This is a genomic window from Janthinobacterium sp. SUN100 (assembly GCF_030397705.1).
GTDB classification, from domain to species: Bacteria; Pseudomonadota; Gammaproteobacteria; order Burkholderiales; family Burkholderiaceae_D; genus Janthinobacterium; species Janthinobacterium kumbetense.
Genome location: NZ_JAPUBU010000001.1, coordinates 1,237,192 through 1,259,563, shown reverse-complemented (window position 1 = coordinate 1,259,563; position 22,372 = coordinate 1,237,192). Strand labels below are relative to the sequence as shown.

19 protein-coding genes are annotated in these 22,372 nt (G+C 66.5%); 4 read left to right on the top strand and 15 right to left on the bottom strand.

Annotation, left to right across the window (positions count from 1 at the left end):
- Window positions 1-148: 148 nt before the first annotated feature.
- From O0881_RS05480 to O0881_RS05465, 4 genes are read left to right on the top strand one after another with little or no spacing between them, the layout of a single operon-like run.
- Window positions 149-1,339 carry an acyl-CoA dehydrogenase family protein gene (locus O0881_RS05480; protein ID WP_289910502.1) on the top strand — a complete coding sequence of 397 codons (1,191 nt, stop codon included), beginning with the start codon at window positions 149-151 and terminating at the stop codon, window positions 1,337-1,339.
- Between the two features lie 16 nt (window positions 1,340-1,355).
- A complete protein-coding gene (locus O0881_RS05475; RefSeq protein WP_289910501.1) occupies window positions 1,356-2,501 on the top strand; it encodes an acyl-CoA dehydrogenase family protein in 1,146 nt (381 codons plus the stop codon).
- The gene (locus O0881_RS05470; protein ID WP_099667501.1) at window positions 2,498-2,995 is read left to right on the top strand and encodes a MaoC family dehydratase; all 498 of its coding nucleotides are present in this window, start codon (window positions 2,498-2,500) and stop codon (window positions 2,993-2,995) included. Before O0881_RS05475 ends, O0881_RS05470 begins: the two co-directional genes overlap by 4 nt.
- Complete coding sequence (locus O0881_RS05465) at window positions 2,988-3,443, top strand: MaoC family dehydratase (RefSeq protein WP_251348291.1); 456 nt, start codon at window positions 2,988-2,990, stop codon at window positions 3,441-3,443. The genes O0881_RS05470 and O0881_RS05465 overlap by 8 nt, the downstream gene beginning before the upstream one ends.
- Before the next feature lie 323 nt (window positions 3,444-3,766).
- Here O0881_RS05465 and O0881_RS05460 read toward each other — a convergent pair whose 3' ends face one another.
- The 15 genes from O0881_RS05460 to mshL form a co-directional block, all read right to left on the bottom strand.
- Window positions 3,767-4,690: a diguanylate cyclase gene (locus tag O0881_RS05460; protein WP_099667505.1), complete on the bottom strand. Its 924-nt coding sequence runs from the start codon at window positions 4,688-4,690 to the stop codon at window positions 3,767-3,769.
- Window positions 4,687-9,165: a PAS domain-containing protein gene (locus O0881_RS05455; protein ID WP_289910500.1), complete on the bottom strand. Its 4,479-nt coding sequence runs from the start codon at window positions 9,163-9,165 to the stop codon at window positions 4,687-4,689. The genes O0881_RS05460 and O0881_RS05455 overlap by 4 nt, the downstream gene beginning before the upstream one ends.
- A gap of 234 nt (window positions 9,166-9,399) precedes the next feature.
- Window positions 9,400-9,762, bottom strand: coding sequence for a NirD/YgiW/YdeI family stress tolerance protein (locus tag O0881_RS05450; protein ID WP_289910499.1), 363 nt, complete (start codon window positions 9,760-9,762; stop codon window positions 9,400-9,402).
- A gap of 27 nt (window positions 9,763-9,789) precedes the next feature.
- Window positions 9,790-10,362, bottom strand: coding sequence for a prepilin-type N-terminal cleavage/methylation domain-containing protein (locus tag O0881_RS05445; RefSeq protein WP_289910498.1), 573 nt, complete (start codon window positions 10,360-10,362; stop codon window positions 9,790-9,792).
- Between the two features lie 77 nt (window positions 10,363-10,439).
- Window positions 10,440-11,162, bottom strand: coding sequence for a hypothetical protein (locus O0881_RS05440; RefSeq protein WP_289910497.1), 723 nt, complete (start codon window positions 11,160-11,162; stop codon window positions 10,440-10,442).
- Window positions 11,162-11,935 carry an ABC transporter permease subunit gene (locus tag O0881_RS05435; RefSeq protein WP_289910496.1) on the bottom strand — a complete coding sequence of 258 codons (774 nt, stop codon included), beginning with the start codon at window positions 11,933-11,935 and terminating at the stop codon, window positions 11,162-11,164. Before O0881_RS05435 ends, O0881_RS05440 begins: the two co-directional genes overlap by 1 nt.
- The gene (locus tag O0881_RS05430) at window positions 11,935-12,651 is read right to left on the bottom strand and encodes a type II secretion system protein (protein WP_289910495.1); all 717 of its coding nucleotides are present in this window, start codon (window positions 12,649-12,651) and stop codon (window positions 11,935-11,937) included. Before O0881_RS05430 ends, O0881_RS05435 begins: the two co-directional genes overlap by 1 nt.
- On the bottom strand, window positions 12,648-13,406 hold the full coding sequence (locus O0881_RS05425) for a hypothetical protein (protein ID WP_289910494.1): 759 nt from the start codon (window positions 13,404-13,406) through the stop codon (window positions 12,648-12,650). Before O0881_RS05425 ends, O0881_RS05430 begins: the two co-directional genes overlap by 4 nt.
- Window positions 13,403-13,810: a hypothetical protein gene (locus O0881_RS05420; RefSeq protein WP_289910493.1), complete on the bottom strand. Its 408-nt coding sequence runs from the start codon at window positions 13,808-13,810 to the stop codon at window positions 13,403-13,405. The genes O0881_RS05425 and O0881_RS05420 overlap by 4 nt, the downstream gene beginning before the upstream one ends.
- Complete coding sequence (locus O0881_RS05415; protein ID WP_251348301.1) at window positions 13,807-14,478, bottom strand: hypothetical protein; 672 nt, start codon at window positions 14,476-14,478, stop codon at window positions 13,807-13,809. The genes O0881_RS05420 and O0881_RS05415 overlap by 4 nt, the downstream gene beginning before the upstream one ends.
- Window positions 14,475-16,031, bottom strand: coding sequence for a hypothetical protein (locus tag O0881_RS05410; protein ID WP_289910492.1), 1,557 nt, complete (start codon window positions 16,029-16,031; stop codon window positions 14,475-14,477). Before O0881_RS05410 ends, O0881_RS05415 begins: the two co-directional genes overlap by 4 nt.
- Before the next feature lie 7 nt (window positions 16,032-16,038).
- Window positions 16,039-17,244: a type II secretion system F family protein gene (locus O0881_RS05405; protein WP_289910491.1), complete on the bottom strand. Its 1,206-nt coding sequence runs from the start codon at window positions 17,242-17,244 to the stop codon at window positions 16,039-16,041.
- Window positions 17,244-18,947 (bottom strand): ATPase, T2SS/T4P/T4SS family, encoded by a 1,704-nt coding sequence (locus O0881_RS05400; protein ID WP_251348304.1) that lies wholly within the window; start codon window positions 18,945-18,947, stop codon window positions 17,244-17,246. Before O0881_RS05400 ends, O0881_RS05405 begins: the two co-directional genes overlap by 1 nt.
- Before the next feature lie 7 nt (window positions 18,948-18,954).
- Window positions 18,955-20,370 (bottom strand): tetratricopeptide repeat protein, encoded by a 1,416-nt coding sequence (locus O0881_RS05395; protein ID WP_289910489.1) that lies wholly within the window; start codon window positions 20,368-20,370, stop codon window positions 18,955-18,957.
- The gene (gene mshL, locus O0881_RS05390) at window positions 20,367-22,325 is read right to left on the bottom strand and encodes a pilus (MSHA type) biogenesis protein MshL (protein WP_289910488.1); all 1,959 of its coding nucleotides are present in this window, start codon (window positions 22,323-22,325) and stop codon (window positions 20,367-20,369) included. The genes O0881_RS05395 and mshL overlap by 4 nt, the downstream gene beginning before the upstream one ends.
- Window positions 22,326-22,372 lie beyond the last annotated feature (47 nt).

Genomic DNA, 22,372 nt, shown 5'->3' with positions numbered 1-22,372 from the left:
CCCGCTTCCCTTGCGCGCCAGCCTTTGTAAAACCCCTGGCGCCGCTCCCAATCTGTTGTACAATCCTTGAGAACGGTCGTGCTTTTTTGTGCGCTGAGCTTCCTTGCGTGCAGTCATCACGGCAACCGATAAGAACAAGGAGACAGACATGGACCTGCATTACACGGCCGAGGAGACGGCGTTCCGCGACACGGTGCGCGCCTTCCTCGACACCCATCTGCCGGCGGACTTGCAGCGCAAGGTGCGCCAGCATCTGCGCCTGAACCGCGACGATTATGTGCGCTGGCACAAGATTGTTGCAAAGCAAGGCTGGGCCGCGCCGGCCTGGCCCGTCGAACATGGCGGCACGGGCTGGACGGCCGTGCAGCGCCACATCTGGGAAGACGAGTGCGCGCGCGCCGCCACGCCGCCCATCCTGCCCTTCGGCGTCAACATGGTGGCGCCCGTCATCATGGCCTTCGCCAACGCCGAACAAAAAGCATATTATCTGCCGCGCATCCTCAACTGCGACGACTGGTGGTGCCAGGGCTACTCCGAGCCGGGCGCCGGTTCCGACCTCGCTTCCCTGAAAACCACGGCCCAGCGCGACGGCGACCATTACATCGTGAATGGCCAGAAAACCTGGACGACCCTGGGCCAGCACGCGGACATGATCTTTTGCCTGGTGCGCACGGATAGCACGGTGCGCAAGCAGGAAGGCATCAGTTTCCTGTTGATCGACATGAAAACGCCGGGCATCACCGTGCGTCCCATCATCATGCTCGATGAAGAACATGAAGTGAACGAAGTCTTTTTCGACAACGTGCGCGTGCCCGTCAGCAACCTGGTGGGCCAGGAAAACAAGGGCTGGACCTATGCCAAGTATTTGCTGGGGCACGAGCGCACGGGCATCGCCGCCGTCGGCCGCTCCAAGCGCGAATTGACTTTCCTCAAGCAGCTTGCCATGCAGCAAACCAAGCGCGGCGCGCCGCTGCTGCACGATCCCGCCTTTGCGGCCAAGGTCGCTACCCTGGAAATCGAATTGATGGCGCTGGAAATGACGGTCTTGCGCGTCATCAGCGATGAAGGCAAGGGGCCGGGACCGCAGGCGTCGATGCTGAAGGTGCGCGGTTCGGAACTGCAGCAGCAGCTGACGGAACTGATGGTGGAAGCCATCGGCCCGCAAGCCTTGCCGTTCGATCCCGCTTTCCTCGATGGCGGCGCGCCGCACAGTGCCGCCGGCGACGACCTGGCAGCGCCCTTGGCCGCGTATTACTTCAATTACCGCAAGACATCGATCTATGGCGGCTCGAATGAAATCCAGAAAAATATCATCACGCAGATGATCCTGGGCCTGTAAGCCAGAAGGAGACGACATGGACTTCCAATTCAATCAGGAACAGCAGCAATTCGCCGATGCGCTCAGGCGCTGGGTCGACAAGGATTACTCGTTTGAAACGCGCAAGCAGATCATCCACTCGGCCACGGGCGTCTCAAGCGCTGCCTGGGCCACCCTGGCCGAACTGGGCATGACGGCCTTGCCGCTGCCGGCCGCGGCGGGCGGCTTCGACGGCACGGCCGTGGACATGCTGCTGGTGATGCAGGAACTGGGGCGCGGCCTCGTGGTCGAACCGTATTTCGCCACCGTGCTGGGCGCGCGCTTCCTGACCCTGGCGGGCGGTCATGACGCCGTGCTGGAGCAGGTGGCCAGCGGCAGCCTGAAGCTCGCGTGCGCGCTGGGCGAACGCCAGTCGCGCCATGATCTGCATGACATCGCCACCACGGCAACCGCCAGCGGCGATGGTTTCGTGCTGGACGGCGAGAAAACCGTCGTCATCCACGGCGCACAGGCGGATTCCCTGATCGTTTCCGCGCGCAGCGGCGGCGGCCAGGACGGCACTGACGGCATTTCGCTGTTCCTCGTGCCTGTGGATGCGCCGGGCGTGACCGTGCGCGACTGCCGCACCATCGACGGCCAGCGTGCCGCCACCGTCACCCTCGTGCAAGTGGTGCTGGGGCATGACGCGCTGATCGGTCAGGCGGGGCAGGGCTGGGCCGTGCTGGACGCGGCCGTCGATTACGGCGCGGCCCTGCTGTGCGCGGAAGCCGTGGGCGCCATGGACGCCATCTTCGCCGCCACGCTCGAGTATCTGAAAACGCGCCAGCAGTTCGGCGCGCCGATCGGCAAGTTCCAGGCCCTGCAGCACCGCATGGCCGACATGTTCATCCACCTGGAGCAGGCGCGCTCGATGGCCATGCTGGCCGCCGCCAAGGTCGATAGTGCCGACGCGGCCGAGCGGCGCCGCACGGTGTCCGCCGCCAAGGCGAGGGTGGGCCTGGCCGCCACCTTTGTCGGCCAGCAAGCCGTGCAGTTGCATGGCGGCATGGGCGTGACGGACGAATTGCCTGCCGCCCACCATTTCAAGCGCCTCTCCATGATCGCCCTGACCCTGGGCGACGTGGAGCACCACATCGAACGCTTTATCGCCCAGCCGGGCTTCTTGCCGACGGAGACCGCATGACCGCATTGACTGGAATCAAACCCAAGCACTGGTATTTTGAAGATTTTACGCAAGGCCTGGAAATCGACCTGGGCCAGCGCCACGTGACGGAACGGGAAATCATCGCCTTCGCCACGGATTTCGATCCGCAGCCGTTCCACGTCGACCATGCGGCCGCCGAAAAAACCATCTTCAAGGGCGTCATCGCCAGCGGCTGGCACACGTGCGGCATGATGATGCGCCTGGTGGTGGATAACCTGCTCAAGCACTCGTCCAGTATGGGCTCGCCCGGCCTGGACAGCATCCGCTGGCTCAAGCCCGTGCGCGCGGGCGACACCTTGCAGCTGACTTACCAAGTCAAGGAAGTGCGCCCATCCACGTCGAAACCGGACCGCGGCATCGTCATTTCCGTATGGAGCGTGCGCAACCAGCACGGCGAAGTGGTGACGACGGTGGAGGGCATGGGCATGTTCGGCCGCCGCCCGGCGGAGCCAGCGGAGCAACACCATGCGTGATATCGCCGGCATCGCCGGTTTCCAGGCCCTGGCGGGACAGCACGTGGCCGTTTCCGACTGGCTGACCATTACCCAGCAGCGCATCGACACCTTTGCCGACGCGACGGACGACCATCAGTGGATCCACGTCGACGCGGAGCGCTGCGCGCGCGAGTCGCCCTACGGCTGCACCGTGGCGCACGGTTTCTTGACCTTGTCCCTGTTGCCCGCCATGCTGCAGGGTGCCTTGCACATGGCCGGCATCCGCATGGCCATCAACTATGGACTCAACAAGGTGCGCTTCCCCGCGCCCGTACCCGTGAACAGCCGCCTGCGCGCGCGCCTCGACATCCTCTCCGTCGACGACTTGCCGGAAGGGGCGCAAGTCAACTGGGCCGTCACCATGGAGCGGGAAGGCGACACGAAACCTGTGTGCGTGGCGGAGTTTTTGATGCGGTGTTATCCCTGAGCAGCAAGTTGAACCCGCTTCGCCGGCCGGCAGGCAGTCGTGCGCTTCTGCGCGTGCGCCGGGTGTACGCTGGTGGCGCGCCGGCGTTTTCCGGCGAAGGAGGCGATGATGTCCAACAAGGCAAACAGTGGAAATAGCGGCGCTGGCAAGGGCGCCACGGGCAGCGGCAAGGCGGCCGCCGGGGGCAGCGGCGCTACGGACAGAGGTCCTGGCCCGGGAAATGCGGGCGGCTGGCCCAGCACGACGGGACGGCCATCGGGGACCAATCGTTCCAATGCCGCGCCGGCAAGGAGCCGCTAGCCTGCCAGCTCACTCCTCTTCCCTCACTCCTCTTCCGACGCGCAATACCTGTCCCGCCCCGTATGCTTGGCGCGGTACAGCAGGGCGTCGGCGGCGCGGATCAGGGTGCTGGGGTCCATGCCTTCCGTGGGCATGACGCTGGCCATGCCCAGGCTGACGGTGACGTGCGGGCCGACGCTCGATTTGGCGTGGGGAATGTCCAGCGCGCGCACTTCGTCGAGGATGCGCTGGGCCACCACCTCGGCGCCGTCGCGCGTTTCCTGCGGCAGCAGGATGATGAATTCCTCGCCGCCGTAGCGCGCCAGCAGGTCGGGCGGGCGCACGGCGCAGCGGCGCAGGGCGGCGCTCACCTGCTGCAGGCACAGGTCGCCCGCCTGATGGCCATACGTATCGTTGTAATCCTTGAAATGGTCGATATCGGCCATGATGATGGCCATCGGCACGCCGTCGCGCGCGCAGCGCCGCCATTCGCTGTCCATCGTGTCGTTGAAGCTGCGCCGGTTGGCCACGCCCGTGAGCGAATCCGTCAGCGACAGTTCGCGCATGGCGTCGGCCTGCCGCTTGATGGTCAGCTGGCTGCGCACGCGGGCGCGCACGACGGCCGCGTTGAACGGTTTCGTGATGAAATCGACGGCGCCCGCTTCCAGCGCCCGCGTCTCGTCCTCGGGCTGGTTCAGGGCCGTGACGAAGATGACGGGAATGGCGCTCAGCAGGGCCGATTCGCGCAGCGCACTGCACACGGCATAGCCATCCATGCCGGGCATGACGGCGTCGAGCAGGATCAGGTCCGGCAGTTGATTATGCGCAATTTCCAGCGCCTTCACACCGCTCAGGGCGAACAGCACGTCGTGCTCCTCGCGCAGCAGCTGGTGCAGGATCTGGATGTTTTCCATGGCGTCATCGACGATGAGGATGCGCCCGTTCATGGCAAGGTTGGTCCAGCTCACTTGTTTTCCTCTCGTTTCAGCTGATCGAGCACGAGTTCTTCCGCCTCGGCAAAATTCAGCGTGTCAATTGCATGTGCCATCGCCAGCGCCGCTTCCCGGTCTGACTGTTGCAGGGCGGGGTGCAGCGCGTGAAATTGCGCCAGCGCTTTCAGGTTGTTGTTGCGGATCAAGACCAGCAATTCGGCCAGGCCGGCGTGCAGGTCGACGGGCCCGCTGCCGGACGCAGCCGCTGCCGGCTGGCTGCGCCGCAGGGGCGAAGGCAGGGTGCGCGCCGCTTCGATGACTTCGGCCATCGCCTGTTCCAGGCGGCCCAGCATGGCGGCCGTGGCGTGCGATTGCCCCGTTTTCAGCGTTTTCTCCGTCTCGGCGGCCAGGCTGGCGATCTGCGTGGCGCCCAGGTTGGCCGCCACGCCGCACACGCGGTGCAACAGCTGCGCCGCCTGCTGCGCCTGGCCGGCGGCCAGCAGGCGCCGCGTTTCCTCGACGGCGTCTCCTTGCGAATTCTCAAAGCGCTTGAGCAGGGCCAGGAAGGCGCCATAGTCGCCGCCGAAGCGGTGCAGGGCCGCCGCCAGGTCGATGCCGGGCACCGTGGCGGGCAAGTCCAGCGTCCGCGCGACGGCATCGGCTGCCTGCACGGCGCTGTCGCCGCCAGCGCCGGCCGGGAGCGCCGGTACCAGCCGGGTCAGTGTCTGTATCATCTCGTCGACATCGATGGGCTTGGCCACATGCGCATTCATGCCGCTGGCGATGGCGCGCAGGCGGTCTTCGTCCATGGCATTGGCCGTCATGGCGATGATGGGCAAGTCCGGCAAGCCCAGGGCGCGGATGGCCAGGGTGGCGTCGTAGCCGTTCATGACGGGCATCTGCAAATCCATCAGCAGCACGTCCCAGGCGTCCGGCGTGCTGGTGAGCAAGTCGACGGCCAGTCGGCCGTTGGCGGCCACGGTCACGCGCGCGCCCGAGTGCAGCAGGATGTACTGCGCCACTTCCTGGTTGATTTCATTGTCTTCCACCAGCAGCACGCGCATGCCGGTGAGCAAACCCGACAAGGGCGTGGACACGGGCAGCGCCGAAGGGGTGCTGCGGCCTTCGCGCACGGCCGTCACGGCCGCCAGCAGGCGCGCCGGGGTGGCCGGCTTTGAAACGATGCCGGCCAGCATCAGGCTGTCGGCCAGGCGTTCGAGGTTTTCGCTATCCTGGTCGGCCACCAGCATGATCACGGGCGGCAGCACCAGGCGTTCGTCGGCGCGCGCCTCGGTGAGCATGGAAATGCCATCGATGCCGGGCATGGCCGCGTCGAGCAGCACCAGGTCCGCCGCCGGCCCGCCGCTGGCGTGGGCGCGCAGCAGGGCCAGGCCGGCCGCGCCGCTGTCGGCGCTGCGGCTGTGCCAGCCCTGCGCCGCGCACCACTCTTCCAGCATGGCGCGCACGCTGGCGTTGTCGTCGATGATCAGCAGCGACTGGACCCTGGGCGCGCTCTTGCCGGGCGGTTCGGGCGGCGGCGCCACCTTGTCGAAGCGGCAGCGGAAGCGGAAGTCGGAGCCCTTGCCCAGCGTGCTTTTCACGCTGAGGGTGCCGCCCATCAATTCCACCATGCGCCGGCAGATGGCCAGCCCCAGTCCCGTGCCCCCATATTTGCGGCTGGTGCCGCTGTCGCCCTGGGAAAACGCGTCGAAGATGCGTTCCTGCTCGGCCGCGCCGATGCCGATGCCCGTGTCGCGCACGGAAAATTCGAGGGTGGCGCTGGCCGCATCCTCGGCCACCTTGTCGATCGACAACACCACTTCGCCATGCGAGGTGAACTTGACGGCGTTGCCCATCAGGTTGATGAGGATTTGCTCCACGCGCAGGGCGTCGCCGATCAGTTCGTCCGGCACGCCGGGGGCTAGCACGAACACGGGCTCCACGCCGCGCGCCCAGGCGCTGCTGGCCAGCAACACGCCCACGCTGCCCAACATGCGTTCGAGCTGGAAGCGGCGCTGTTCCAGCACCATCTGTCCCGCCTCGATCTTGGAAAAATCGAGCACGTCATTGACGATATTGAGCAGCGACTGCGTCGCCATCTGGATCTTGCCTACATAGCTGCGCTCGCGCCTTTCCAGCGGCGACTCTTCCAGCAGGCGCGCCAGGCCGATGATGGCGTTCATCGGCGTGCGGATTTCATGGCTCATGTTGGCGACGAATTCGCTTTTCGCGACGCTGGCGGCCTCGGCCTTGTCGCGCGCGCGCACCATCTGCTCGTTGAGTTCATGCAGGCGCAATTCCGTGCGCTTGAGTTCGGAAACGTCCGAGGCCAGCACGAAGAAGCCGCGCACGCCGCCGCCGTCGTCGAAATCGGGGATGTAGTTGGTCCACGTGTGGCACACCTGGCCGCCGGGATCGAGCAGGTCGCGCTCGAAGCTTTGCGGCCGGCCCGCCAGCACGCCCTCCACGTGGGGCGCATACACGTCGAACAGTTCCTGCCCCAGCAATTCGCTCATGTGGATGCCGGCCAGCTCGGCGCTGCTGCGGCCAAACCATTCGTTATAGAATTTATTTGCAAATCGGCAACGTAAATCGGCGCCCCAGTACGACACCATGCCGGGCAGGTTGTCGGTGACGGTGCGGATGAAGCGTTCGTTCTGTTCCAGGCGCCACGTGGTGGCGTGCAGCACCTCGGTGGCGCGCTTGCGTTCCGTGATGTCGATCGATACCCCCAGCACATGGCTGGCGCGCCCCGCATCGTCGCGCAAGACCACCTTGCGCGTGGTGAAGTGGCGCGTGGTGCCGTCGGCCGTATTGATCGCTTCCTGTTCGATTTCCACCATCTGCCCCGTGGCCAGCAGCTTGCGGTCGGCGCTGACGAAGGCGGACGCCTGCTGCGGCGGGAAGAAATCGTGGTCCGTCTTGCCCAGCAATTGCTCGCGCGAGCGCCCCAGGGTCAGTTCCGCGTGGCGGTTGACCATTTCAAAGCTCAGCTTGTCGGCGCGCTTGACGAAGACCATGGCCGGGATGTTTTCGATAATGGTGCCAAACAGGTGTTTCGAGCGGCGAAATTCCGCTTCGCTGCGCTTGCGCTCGCTAATGTCCAGCCACAGGCCCGATACGCCCAGCAATTGCTGTTCCGGGCCGAAGATCGGGTGGTACGAGACGATCCAGTGGCTCAGCTGCTCGCGCTGCTGGCCGCTATGGCCCTTCAATTCGATGTCGACGATGGGTTGTCCCGTCCCCAGCACCTGGCGCACGCAGCGTTCCACCTCCGCCCGCACGGCGTCGTCGAACAGCATGGCGCCCACGGGACGGCCCAGGTGCTGCGCCACGCTGGCCCCGTTGATGGCGGCCAGGTAGTGGTTGATCATGACAATGCGCAAGTCCAGGTCCACGAACAGCATGCCGATCGGCGCCGTCGCGTACACGGTTTCCAGCAGGCGCGTGGATTTCCCCAGGGCCAGCGTGCGCTCGGCCACCAGGCTTTCGAGCTGCGTGCGGTGACGCCGCAGGTCGCGTTCCAGCGCGCCCAGGGCGCTGGCCATGTCGGCCGATTCGCGGTCCGCGTGCCGGTTCGAGAGCAGGGGTTTGCCTTGCGCCAGCGCATGGATCTGCTGCGTCAGTTCCTGCAGGGTGCTGGCCAGGCGGCCGCCCACGCGCCAGGCCAGGGCGAAGCCGGCGCCCAGCAGCAGCGCCAGGATGAGGGAACCCGTGACTACCGAGCGCAGCAGGGCTTGCGCCACCGTGCTGGTGCGCATGGTGACGGCCACCGTCCAGGCGGCGTCCGGGGCGCGGCGAAAGCCCGTATAGACGTCGATGCCTTCCAGCGTGGCATGGCGCAGCACGCCTTCGCGCGCCTGGCGTATCTGTTCCAGCAGGGGCGCCGCGCTGCGCTGGCCCACATAGCGCTGCGGCGCCAGCGTGCGCGCCACGTTGATGCCGTCGGCATTGATGATGGCCGCGCCCAGGTAGGCTGGCAGGTGCAGCTCGCGCAGCAGCACGGCCAGGTAGTCGGGCGGGTACAGGGCCGTCAGCACGTAGGCGCTACCCTGGCTGCGCGGCAAGGGCAGGTTCAGGGCCAGCTGCGGCAGGCTGTCGGGCGCCTTGGTCAGGCTGGTCAGCCGCGGCTTGCCGGAGTCGCGCGTGCGCTCCATGCTGGCGGCCCATTTTTGCGGCAGGGGAGGCGGCGCCTGGCTGGCGGGCAGGGTCGTATTGATCAGCTGGCGGCCCTTGGCGTCGGAGACGATGAAGGCGCTGACGGCCAGGCCAGGCTGCAGCAGGCCGGCGGCCAGGGCCCGCAGGGCGCCGATGTCGTCCGCTTGCAGGGCGGGCGAGCCGGCCAGGATGCGCGCGGCCATCTGGGCGCCGTTCAAGTCGCGTTCGACGGCGGCGGCCACCGCGCGCGCCGCCTGCGCCGTTTCGCTGACGACATGGTCGCGTTCGCGCGTGTAACTTTGCGCCACGAGCAGGAGAAACACGAGCGCCGTCGGAATGACCCAGGCGAGCACCAGCCATGAAATTCTTGAGCGTATCGAAGGCAAATCTTGCACCCGGAAAGCTCCCAGAATGGATGAGTCGATAGGCAGGCTCACGCTGGCGCTGGCTGACCTTGAATGAAAAGATGCTAGACGAAATTGATTCTTCTGACAAGCCTAGTTTCTGGAATGGAAAAAAGGTTGCGCAAGGCATACAGAGGAGGGGGAACGCCCATCCCGCCGTGGCGGCGGGATGGCAAGGCGGCTTTACGGCACCACGGTCAGCACGTCGACATCGATTTCCGGGCTCTCCATGAAATCCTTCTCCACTTCGCCGCGGATTTCCACTTGTGTCTTGGCGTCGATCTTGCGGTTCATGAAGACCTTGTCGTCGATGTCCACGCGGATCTCCGCCGTGCCGTCGGAGAACGTGTATTTCTCCTTGCCCACTTTGCGCAGCAAATGGCCGCGCAGCACGACGGCCTGGTCGTCGACGGGGTTTTTCAGGATGGCGGCCACGCTGCTGGGCGCGGCCGGGCCGGCCGTCGGGCCCACGTATTGGGCGTGCGCGCTGCCGGCCAGCAAGGCGCAGGCGGCCAGGGAGATAATGAATTTGCGGTGCAGTGGCATGGTATTCCTTTGATAGTGACTGACGGCTCAGAAGAAGACGGCGGTGCGGGGGATGATAGCACCGGTATTGCCATAGGGCATGTTCGCCCGGACGCTGCCCGTGCTGGCCACGCCATCGTCGAGTTTGCTGTCGATCTGTTCCGCGTAACTCTCGGGCAAGTTGTCGAAACGGATGCCGTTGCCGGCGCGCCCGCCCACTTCGTCGTTGTACAGGTAGACGGCGCCGCCCTGGGCGCTGGTCATGAATTGCGAGGTGCCGTTGTAGGAACCGGTAATAAAGCCGCCCAGCGCCAGGTGCTGCGGCGCCAGCGTGAATTCGCGCGGCTGGCCGTCGCCGATCTGGCCGTCGCCATTGCCGTTGCCGGCCGAATTGGGCACGTGCAGGGTGCCCTGCAGGTCGTCGCCGGGCAGGGCGCGGAACTTGTCCTGGTAGGCGTTGACGGCGGCCGTCAGCGCATTCGATTGCTGGATGATGTTTTTCACCTTGGCGCTGTCGATCAAGCCTTGTCCCTTGAGCACGCCGCCGAGCAGCAAGCCGATGATGACCAGGACGATGGCGATTTCTACGAGCGTAAAGCCGTGCTGGCGGCGTGGGAGCATGGGATTTCCTTGGAAAAAAAGTGCGACAGCTTGGGTTGGCAGTTTACTGCATTTGATGCCGGGCGCGCAGGGCAGGGTCATGGCGTGGCCTTTGCTTTCTTCTTGGCAAGTTCGTCGAGCCGGCGCGCGAGGAAGGCCAGCTCGTGCGGATCGCTGATCTGGCCGCTGGCGAGCAGGCCGCCGATCACCAGGCGGGCGCTGTCGAGCTGGTCCATGTCTTCCAGGATGAACGCTTCCATCTCGCGCACCCAGGATGGCACTTGCGGCCCCGTCGCCAGCCGCCGCAGTTCACGCGCATACGACAGGGCCAGCGGCAGGTCGTGCAGCTGGTGCTTCGCCACCAGCGCCGCCTGCGCCATGGCGGGCCAGCGGCGCTGCGGGTCGGCCGCGAAGCTGGCGGCGACAAAGGCCAGCATGCGCCGCACGCGCTGCGGGTCGGCCACGCCCGCGTACACTTCGCTGGCGGCCACCAGCGCATACTGGCTGCGCGGATCGAGCGTTTGCGCCGTTTCCAGCCAGCCGGCCAGGCGGTCATAGTCGAGTTCGCGCCACGGCAGGCTGACGCCGGCCTGGTCTTCGAACGACTGCAGGTACAGCAGCATGGCTTTGGACATGGCCAGCGGCTCGCCCAGGCTGGCCAGGCGCGCCACGCCCGCCGGCGGCGCGGCGGGCAGGGGCCGCGCCTGCGCCGGCGCTTGCTGCTGCGCCAGGCGCCAGCCCAGCTGCAGTAGCAGGCATGCCGCCAGCAGCCAGCACAGGGGGCGCGGCACGCTGCTCCAGGGGCGCTGGGCGGCGGCCATCAGATGTTCCTGCGGTAAAAGTCGCACAGCGCGCAGCTGGCCAGCAAGGCCACGTAGATGCCGGTTTGCGCCGCCACATTGGCCAGGGCTGGCCAGTCGCCGGTGGCGTACAGCAGCCATTCCGTGCGCGCAAAGGCGTCCAGGCGGGGCAGCAGCAGGGCCAGCACGTCGATGGCGCCGGCCGTGGCCCGTTGCGCCAGCGAGTCGCCCGCCTGCGGGCCGTGCGCCAGCAGTTGCAGGCTGCCCAGCATGCGCGCCAGCACATAGAAACCGCCAGTCGCGGCCAGCGCCGGCAGGGCCTGCTGCAGGCTGGCCGCGCACAGCAGGCTGAAGGCGGCGACGATCCACAATTCGCCCAGCAGCGACAGCGCCCACAGCGCGCTTTGCGCGGGCGCGGCGAACAGGGCCATCAACAGGCCGAACAGCACGGCGGGCACGGCCGCCAGCGCCCCGTAGCCCAGCAGTTTGCCCAGCAGGTAGGCGGCGCGCGGCATGGGCAGCGCCAGCAGCAGTTCCAGGCCCCGGTCGGCCGCTTCGCGCGCCATGCTGGTGATGATGAAGGTGGCCAGCAGGAAGACGCCGGCCAGGCGCAAGGCGGCCGCCAGCAACGCCGCCTGCACGGCGCCGCTTTCCGTCAGCGCCAGTTGCTGCAGGAAGCCGGCCAGGGCGGCGGCGCCGCAGGCGGCCAGCAGGAACAGCCACGGCAGGCGGCTGCGCAGCGCTTCGAGCAAGGTGTAGCGGGCGATGGTGGCGGCGGGCGAGAGCATGGGCATCAGCGGGGCAGCCTTTGCGCGGCCACCATGCGGTTGAACAGGATGTTCGGCGACAGCCAGGCGACGATATCGTCGAACTCGCCGCCGGGCTGCTGCGGGCCGCTGGCGGCGCGGCTGATGACGGTGGTAGCGTTCGTAGCATTGTTGCGCTCGTCGACATTGTTGCCGAAAGGCACAGCCTGGCGCTGGCCCTGCACGCCCGTGGCGCCGAAACCGTTCTTGCCGTGCGACATGATCATGGCTGGGATGTCGTTCAAGGCCGTCGCCTGCAGCAGCGCGCCGCCATTGCGCGTGACGATGCTGATGTCGCGCGGCGTCGACAGGCTGAAAAGCTGGCCGCTGTCGCTGAAGGCCGGCGTCACGCTGTAGCGGAACAGATTGTTCCAGCTGTCGCCCTGGCGCAGCCCCAGGGTGGCCCAGGGCAGGAAACCGGCGCGCTTTTCGCCCGTGCAGCGGGTGCCGCGCCGGTCTTCCAGGCCGCTCATGGCGGAGATGGCGGGACAGGGCAGGTAGCCGTAGCGCAGCGCGTAGCCCGTCAGCGCTTCCTTCGCTTCATTCAGCGCCTGTTGCGTCTCGGCCACCTTGCGCTGTTCCAGCTGCACCGTCAAGGGCGTGACCAGGCCGCCTATCATCAAGCCCACGATGACGAGCACGATGGCGATCTCGATCAGGGAAAAGCCGCCCTGGCGGCGCGATGGATGCGGGCGGGGGCTCATGGCAGGTTGCGCGCGGCGCGCATGCGTTGGTACAGGGTGGGCAAGGTAATCCAGGTGAGCATGTCGTCGAAGGCGCCGCCGGGCAGCGCGGCATTGTCGGTGGCTGGGCGGGCGATGAAACTGCGGCTGGCGCGGTCGTTGGCGGCTTCGTCGACATTGCCGCGTGCCGTATTGATCTGCGTCACGCCGCTGGCGGCCGTGCCGTAGTGGTCCTTGCCTTGCGAGAACAGCACGACGGGCAGGCATTCGACGCTGACGTCGCACAGTGCCTGGCCCGCGACGTAGGCGAATTCGCCGCGCGCGTCGCGCTCGAGCACGACCCGGTTGGCGACGGCGGAAAACGAGACGATGGGCGCGCGCGCCATTTCCGGCGTGACGCTGTAGCGCAGCAGCTTGCCCCAGGCGTCGCTGCCCGCCACGCCCAGCGCCACCCACGGCAGGAAGCCGCTGCAGGCGGCATCGTCGGCGCAGTCGGCGGCCCGTTCGCGCCCGTCGAGGGCGGAGGCGGCCGGACGGGGCAGGCGGCCATTGACCGCCGCAAAGCCCAGCAAGGCTTCGCGCGCCTGCGCCAGGGTGTCCAGCGTGCGCTGCTGGCGTTCGGCCTCGCCCGTCTTGCGGCCAAAGGCGCTGATCAGCAGGCTGGCCGCGCCCAGGCCCAGCACGGCCACCAGCAGCAACAGGGCGGCGCCGCGCTGGCGACGAGGTTGCCAACGAGCTTGCCGATGAGGTTGACAATGAGCTTGCCGTGGCGTCATGGCGGCGTCTCCTGCGCCTCGGTGACCGTGCCGCTGGCCGGGTCGTAGCGCTGGCCAGGTTTCAGCAGCACCGCCTGGCCATTCGACAGGCGCAGGGTCAGGGTGCCGGGCTTGTCGCGGGCAAGGCGGTTGTGCGGCTCGTTTTGCGCTTCCTGGTTCAGCCAGACGGTGGAGCGGCCGCTGCTGCGCTGCACCACGCCATTCAATTCCACGGGCGGCGCGGGCGGCGGCGGTGGCGGGGGCGTGGGGGCAGCCAGGGCGGGATCGGGTGGCGGCGGCCCGTAGCGCTGCGCATCGAGCTGGGCGCGCTGCTGGGGCGACAGGAACAAACGTCCCAGCGGCTGCGCCTGTGCCGTGAGCGCGGCGCCGGCCAGCAGCGCGCACAGGATGCGGGCGGACCTCATGGCCGCCCCGGCACGGGCACGCTGTTGACGGTCAGCCACAGCAGTTCGCATTCGGCGCCCAGGGTCGGCACCGCCTCGCCGCCGGCCGCGCCATGGCGCTTGAGCGTGCAATCCTGCACGGCGAAATAGCCGGCCTGGCGCAAATCGTCAAACAGGTTCAGCAAGTCCATTTCGTGCAGCAAATCCATCTGCAGGCGCATGCGGCTGCCGCGCAGGTGATATTGCCCCATCACCATGGGCAATGGCACGGGCAGCGCTTGCTGCGGGCTGATGTCATAGCTGATCGGCAGCAATTTGCGCTGTTCCTGGCTGCGGCGGATGGCGTCGATCCAGGCCAGGCGGTTTTCCTCGCCGATCAGGCCGCGCTGGCGCAGGGCCAAAAATTGCGGTTCGTAGGCGCGGATTTCCTGTTTTTCCGCTTCCGCGTGGTTGAACAGGGTGGCCGCCGCCGCGCGCGTGTGCTGGGCCAGGTATAGCTGTTGCGCTTCGCGCATGCGATAGGCGGCGGTTAGGCTCAGCAGCAGCAGGCTGGCCAGCAAGGTCAGCGCAAAGCACAGCAGGGCGGCGCGCACCAGGTGCAGTTCGCCCAGCCAGGCGGGCAGGGTGCGCATGGGCGTGCCTGCCCGCTGCATGCCGGGCAGGGGTGGCTGCTTCACGGGGCCGCTCATGGCTGCCACTCCAGCAAGAGGGTAAAGCGGGCCTGGCTGTCCTGCGCCGGCGCTGCGCTCTTGCCGGACAGGGCCGCGCTGGGACGCAGGTCGAGCGGCGTTTCCTCGATCGTCACCTGCATGCCCGGCTGGCGCGCCAGGGTTTGCGCGAAGGCCGTGATGGCGGCCAGGGCGGCGCGGTAGTCATTGTTCGGCATGGCTACGTCCGCTTCCAGGCGCAGCGCCTGCGGCGGCGCGACAGGGATGCCGGCCAGGGCGCTGTGGGGCGGCGCAGTCTGCTGCGGCGGCGGCTGGCCAGCGGCCGTGCGCGCGGGCGCCTGGCCCGCATGCCAGTGCAGCTGGCCCAGCGCGACCTGCGGCGCCTGGTCCAGCGCGGCGCTCAGCATGCCCAGCAGGCGGCCCGGCTCCGGCGCCTGGCTGGCGATCATCTGGCCCAGGGTGACGGCCACTTTCATGTTCTGCGTCTTGGCCGGCGCCGGCGGCTGGGTCGACATGACGCTGCGGTAGCGCTCCTGGTAGGACGCCGTTTCCTGCGCCAGCCGCTGCGTGCTGGCCCCGTCGGCGATGCCGCCAAGCAAATTGATCACGCACCACAGGGCGGCCGACGCGCCGATCAGGGCGCTGGCGCCGTACAGCGTCTTGCGCGCGCGCTGGAAGTGGTAATAGCGGGCCAGCGCGCCGGGCGGATAGTGGCTGGACGGCGGATGCTTGCCCAGCAAGGTCAGCAGCAATTCGTCGGCCAGCGCCGGCGTCTGGCGCAAGCCCACCCGTTCGCCGGCCAACTGCAGGTCGATGAAGTGGTAAGCCACTTCGACGCCGTTGTCGCACAGCAGTTCGAGCTTGGCGATCTGTGCGGCCGGCGCCAGGATGACGGTATTCAGGACGTCGCCGCGCGCCAGCATGCGCGTGCTGGTGAGAAATTGCCGTGTCTTTTCCGTTTCCAGCGCGATATTCACAGCCACGCCGTCGAGCGCGATGGTCGCCGTCTGGCGCGAAAAGCGCAGCTGGCCCTTTTCATAGTAACTTTGCCGCAAGCCGCCCGATTGCTGCGTCACCAGCAGCAAGTGTTCATGCGCGATCGACAACTTTTTGACCAGCGCGATACTGAGCAGGCTGGTCGAATAGATGCCGGCCACGGGCACGCGCAAGTGTTCGAGCGCCTCCGTCCACGGTTGCAGCAAGGTGGGATTGGTGAGGGCGAAAAACAGTACCTGGTCGTCGTGGCGTCCCGTGCTTTCGCGCCCCAGCAGGGTGCTGCCCCGGTAGGGCGTGTCGCGGTGTAATTGCTGCTTGCGCCGCTCCAGCAGGGCGCGGCCCGCCTTGCCGCGCACGTGGGGCACGAGCTGATGCTGGAAATCTTCCTCGATCAAGTCCGTCAGCAGGTAGGCGGGCACGTCGAGCCTGCGCTCCTGCGGATCTTCCAGCCACGCGGCGAAGCCGTCCAGCCCGGCCGCGCTGGCGGGGAAGGCCTGGCCGGGGCCCAGCACGCCGTGGTTCCAGTCGTAGGCGCACAGGGCGTCGCTGGTGAGGTAGAGTAATTGTTTGCGGAACACGGCGGCCTCAGGTTTTGATCGTGCTGATGGCGTCGTAGATCGGCCCCAGCACCGATAGCATGATCCAGCCCAGCAGCAGGCCCAGGATGACCGTCATGGCCGGTTCGATCATGGCTTGCACTTTTTCAATCAATTCCTTCACTTCCCGGTTATAAAAGTAACTGACATTGCGCAAGGCCGTGTCCAGCGAACCCGTGGACTCGCCCACCTTCAGCATGCGGATCACCAGCGGCGGGAAGATGCCCGTGTGCTGGAAGGCGGCGGTGACGCCGTAACCTTCGCTGATCAGCTGGGCGGCGCGGCGCAGGCCGGCCGCCACCACCTGGTTGCCGGCGATGCCCTCGGACAGGCGGATGCATTCGAGGATGGTGATGCCGGAGGCATACATCAGGGCAAAAAACGTGGCGAAGCGGGCCAGGATGATCTTGTGCAGCACGGGACCGATCAGCCACAACCGCAGTTTCAAGCCATCCCAGGCGTAGCGGGCCGCCCCGCTGCGGCGGATGAGCGTGCGCAAGCCGAAAAACAGCAGCACGGGCAGGGCCAGCAGCAGATACCAGTAATCGATGAAGACATTCGACACGGCAATGAGCACGCGCGTGTGCAGCGGCAATTCGCCGCCCATGTTGCGGATGAACGCCGTCAGCTGGGGCACCAGGTAAATCATCAGGAAAAACGTCACGGCCGCCACGACGATGGCGACGACGACGGGGTACATGACGATCTTGCGCGTCTGCGAGGCCAGCTCGTCCTGCCATTTCAGGCTTTCCGACAGGTTCTTGAAGACGTCGGCGATCCGGCCGCTCTGTTCTCCCGCCAGTATCAGGCTGGTGAACGTGGCGTCGAAGATGTCGCCATGCTGGGCCAGCGCGCCCGAAAGGGGCAGGCCGCCCTCGATGCTTTCGATCAGGTCCGTGACGACTTCGCGCAGGCGCGGGTGGTCCGTGCTTTCGCGCAAGTCGTTCAAGCCTTCCAGGATGGGCACGCCCGCGCCCGTCAACTGTTCCATGTGGAAGCAGAAATTGATTAGGTCGCGGCGGTGGATGATGCGCTTGCCCAGCAGCACCAGGTACTGGCCCGTGATCTTGCAGTCGATCAAGTCGAGCTGCATGCGGTGCAGGCGCGCTTCCAGGTCCGGCACGTTGGCCGCCTCCATGCTGCCGGGAATCAGGGCGCCGGCCGCATCCATTGCGCGGTAGACATATTGCGCCATCAGGCCAGCCTTTCCGTCAGGTCGACCACGCGGCCCACTTCTTCCAGGGTGGTGACGCCTTCCAGCACGCGGCGCATGCCGTCGTCGACGATACCCTTGAAGCCGGCCGCGCGCGCCGCGGCCTTGAGCTCGCGCAAACTGGCGCGGCGCGCCGTCAATTCATCGAGTTCGGCCGTCATCTTGAGGATTTCCATGATGGCCAAGCGGCCCTTGTAGCCCTGGTGCGCGCAGCGTTCGCAGCCGGCGGCGCGGCAGATGCTGACGGCGGGCGCTTCGGACGCAAGGCCCAGCAGGCGCCGTTCGATGGCATCGGCAATGACGGTTTCCTTGCAATGTGGGCACAAACGGCGCACCAGGCGCTGCGCCACGATGCCGATGATGTTGCCGGCCATGATGTCGGGCAAGATGCCGATGTCGAGCAGGCGCGCCACGGAACCGATGGCCGAGCTCGTATGCAGGGTGGAATACACCTGGTGGCCCGTCATGGCGGCGGCAAACGCCATTTCCGCCGTTTCGCGGTCGCGGATCTCGCCCACGAGGATGATGTCGGGGTCTTGCCGCATCATCGAGCGGATGCCGTCGGCAAAGCCCAGCTTGACGGATTCGTTGACGGAGGTCTGGCGTATCATGTTCATCGGATACTCGACCGGGTCCTCCAGGGTCATGATGTTGACGCTTTCCGTATTGATATGGTTGAGTATCGAATACAGGGTGGTGGTCTTCCCGCTGCCCGTCGGGCCCGTCACGAGGATCACGCCGTCGGGGCGCGCGATCATGAGTTTCAACAAGTTCAATTCCGCCTCGGCCAGGCCCAGGGCGTCCAGCGGCACGATGCCCTTTTGCCGGTCCAGCACGCGCAGCACGACGTTTTCGCCATGCGTGGTGGGCTGCGCCGACGCGCGGAAGTCGATTTGCCGCCCGGAAAACTTGATGCTGATGCGCCCATCCTGCGGCGCGCGCGCCTCGGCGATATTCATGTTCGACATCACCTTCAGGCGCACGGCCATGGCCGGCCAGTACGATTTGTGCAGGCTGCGGATTTGCCGCAGGATGCCGTCGATGCGGTAGCGGATGCGCAGGAACGACTGTTCCGGCTCGAAATGGATGTCCGAGGCGCCGTTCTGCACGGCGTCGGCCAGCAGCGCGTCGATCAGGCGCACCATGGGCTGGCTGTATTCGTCCGACGGCGAGGCCATGCTTTGATAGCTGACTTCGCCCGTCTCGATTTCGTGCAGGATGCCGTCGATCGACAGTTCGAAGCCATAGTACTGGTCGATGGCGCGCGAAATGTCCGATTCGTTGACGAGCACGGTGGAAATCGTGATGCCCTTGACCAGCATGGCGCTGATTTGATCGAGCGCAACGATGTTGCTCGTGTCGGCCATGGCCAGGATCAGGTTATCCGCCTGCCGCTCGTAGACGATGGGAAAGACGCGGTAGCGCTTGGCCACGTCCTTCGGGATCAATTTCAGGGCGATGGCGTCGACCACCAGGCTGGACAGGTCCGCGCTGACCTGTTTCAGGTTTTCGCTGAGCGCCTCGCGCACGGTCGCTTCCGTGACAAAACCCAGGGTGATCAGCAGCTTGCCCAGCGGTTCGCTGCTGCGTCGCTGCTCGATCAGGGCGATGCGCAGCTGGTCTTCGCTGATCACGCCTTTCTGGATCAGCAGCTTGCCGAGGGGAAGTTTTGCCTGTTCTGCCATGTGATGCTTATTCCTGACGGGGTGTGATGACGGCCGGCTCGGCCGGGGCTGCAGGGGCCGCCAGTTCGCGCAAGCGCGTTTGCACGACGGCCTGGTCGAAGGCGGCGGGCGTCGTCTGCGCCAGGGTCAAGGCGCGCTGGTAATACGTGGCGGCCAGCCGGGGCTGGTTCAGCCGGTCCAGGCCCACGGCCAGGTTGAAGGCATAGTCGGGGTTGCCCGGCGCGGCGCCGTAGGCGCGGAAGAATTGCTGCTGCGCTTCGTTCCAGCGGCGCTGCTTGGCGTACACATTGCCCAGTGCAAACAGCACGGGGGCACTGTCGGGGTTGCGCGCCAGGATGGCTTTCAATTTTGCCTCGCTCTGCGCCACGTCGCCCTGGCGCAGCCCGATCAGGCCGGCCAGCGCCTCGCCATCGTCGGGATTGATTTCCAGCAAACGCACGTACAGGGCTGCCGCCTGCGCGCCCTGGTTTTCGCGCAGGGCCACGGCCGCCAGGCCCAGCAGCGCATCGCGGTTGGTCGCATCCTGCCGCAGCACCGTTTCATATTGCTGACGAGCAAGACCCAACTGGCCTCCGTTGAAGGCTTGATAGGCTTGCTGCACGTCGGGGTTGATTTGCGGCGCGGCCACGCTGCGCTGCACCTGGATCTGGCTGTTGTCGGGCGCGGCCACCGGTGGCAGGCTGGGCGCTACGGGCGGCGCCATGTGCGCCAGCTGCGCCGCTACGGCGGCCTGGGCCGCCGCCTGTATCATCGCTTGCTGGTCCTGTGCTGACTCTGGCTGGCGCGCGTCGCGCGGGGTGTCGGGCGGCAGCGCCGCGGGCGTCATGGCGTCCGGCGGCGCGGCACCCGTCGCCGGCACCACCACGACGGGGCCGGCGACGCCGGCCGTGCCAGGGGCATCCGTCAGCGGCATGGGCACGCCGGGCAAGTTGGCGCCCGCGCCGGGGCTGGTGCTGGCGCGCCAGTACCAGTACGCCATGGAGCCGACCACCAGCAGCAGGATCGCCAGCAGCACGGCCAGGCGCACGGTGACCGGGTCGACGCTGATGGGGCCCGTGGGGCCTTTCGGCGGCGGATTGCTGCGGCTGGCGCGTGGCCGGGCGGGCGGCGCTTCCGGACGGGCGCGCGGCGGCTCGGGCGGCGGGCCTGACTGCGCGCCTTGCTGCGACCCTGGCTGTGGCTCAGGCTGGGAGGCACTCTGTGCCGGCTGCGGCGCGGGCGCGTCCGTCAGCGGTTCCAGGCGCAAGGTGCTTGCCGGCTGCACGGGCGCTGGCGCTGGTGCGGGACGGGGCGGCAGGGCGTCGGCCGGCGCCAGTTCCAGCACCTGGTCGTAGGCTTCGGACGGCTTTTCCAGTTCTTCGTCGGAAAGGCTGTTCTGCTTGGCGCGCTCGGCTTTCTTGAGCGCCTGCATCAGCAAGCTCATGGGAAGTCTCCCTGCAAGCGCGCCTGCGGCCGGACGGGCGCCGCTGGCGGGCCATCCGTGTAGGGCTGGGTGTTGAGCGGCGCCTGGCCGGGCAGCAGGTAGCGGTAATCGCGGTAATCGCCCTCGACGCTGGCATCCTTGACGACGACGGGGCGCATGAAGATCACCAGCTCCGTCTTGCTGCTTGCCTCATTGCGGTAGGTAAACAGATTACCCACCAAGGGCAGGCTGGACAGGCCCGGCACGCCATCCTTGGCATTGTCGATGGAGTCTTGCATCAGGCCGCCCATCACGGCGATCTGGCCATTGCCCACTTTCATGATCGATTCCAGCTCGCGCGCCTGGATCACGGGCACGCGGCTTTGCACGTTGGCCGTGGCCAGGGCCGGATTCGGGTCTTGCACGTAGCCGACGATGCGCGTGATGGTGGGGCGCACGTTGAGGGTCACTTCATCGCTGTCGGAAATCTGCGGCGTGACGCTCATGACGAAGCCGACGGGCACCGTTTCCAGCTTCGATTCATAGGTGGCCGGCGTGGTGATGGTGCCCGTCGAGCTGATCACGGCGGGCGTCACCTTGATGGTAAAGAAGACATTGTTGTCGACCACCTTCAGCATGGCCGTCTGGTTGTTCAGCACGCTGATCTTCGGACTGGACAGCACTTTCACCTTGCCGAACGATTCGAGCAGCTGGATGGTGGTGGAAAAGCTGTCCTTCAGATAATTGAGCAGGAAGATGCCGGGCGTGGCGTTCGGCGTGACGCCGCTGGACAGGCCCGCCGTGCCCACTTGTCCCTGGCGCAATTGCAGGCTGCCCGTCAGGCGCGACCAGTTGATGCCTTGCTGATATTCATTGCTTAGGCGCACTTCGATGATGGTTGCCTCGATCAGCACTTGCCGCTTGGCGCTGTGCAATACCGCGTCGAGGAATTCGGCGATCTTTTCATGCTGGCGGCCTGTGGCGCGCACGGCGATCAGGCCGCCCTCGACGTTGACGACGACGGACGAGGGACTGCCCTTGTTGGCCAGTTTGAGCAGCGGCATGCCGTTCGCGTCCAGCGGCTGGCCGGGAGCTGCATTCTGGCCGGGCGCCTGCTGTCCCGGCGTATTCTGGCTCCCGTTCGGGTTGCCATACTGCATCGGCGGCTGGGCGCCATACTGGCCCGCCGCACCGGCGGCAGGGTAGGCGCCGGCCTGGTTCTGCTGCTGGCCTTGCTGTCCCTGTTGGCCTGGCATGCTCGTCAATTGCTGGTTCAGCTGCGCCAGCGGGTCCACCTGCACGTCGTTGAGCGTGGTTTCGCGCAGCAGGTCGCGGATATTCTTTTCCAGGCTGTACCAGAAATTATTTTCCGAACGATTTACGACGAGGGTGGTCGAATTGTTATTGCCGTTGCCGCCGCTGCCTTGCGTGCTGCCCACGGGGTTGCTGGCGTTGTTCGACCCGCCGCCCGCCGTGGAGATTTGCGTGGCGATATTCACGCTGCTGTTGGTGCTGCGCGCCATGTTGACGTAATCGACCTTGTAAGTGCGCCAGACGGGCGCGTCGGGCAGCACCGTCAGGTTCTTGCCATCGATTTCGTAGCGCATATCGACTTGCTTGCCGATACGCGCCAGCAATTGCGGCAGGGTCTGGTTCAGCGCATTCAGGGTGACGCTGCCTTCGATCTGCGGGTGGATGTCGATATTCATGCCCGCGTCGCGCGCCAGCGCAAACAGCAGCGATTGCACGGGCACCTTGTGCACGGTGACGCTGTAGGTTTCCACCTTGGGCGCGGGCAGGGGCGCGGCCAGCGCGCTGCTTTGCTGCACCGGTTCGGGAATGACGCCGGCGGCGACGGGCGCGGCATTGAGGTGGGCCGGCGACAGCGGCGTTTGATGCGTGGCGCAGCCGGCCAGCATGGTGCTGCAGGCGAGGGCGACCCAAGAGGTCAGCACAGGAATAGGGTGTTGAGTCATGAAAAGTTCGCCCTTGAAGTCGTGTTGTGCTTTTGTAATTTTACCCA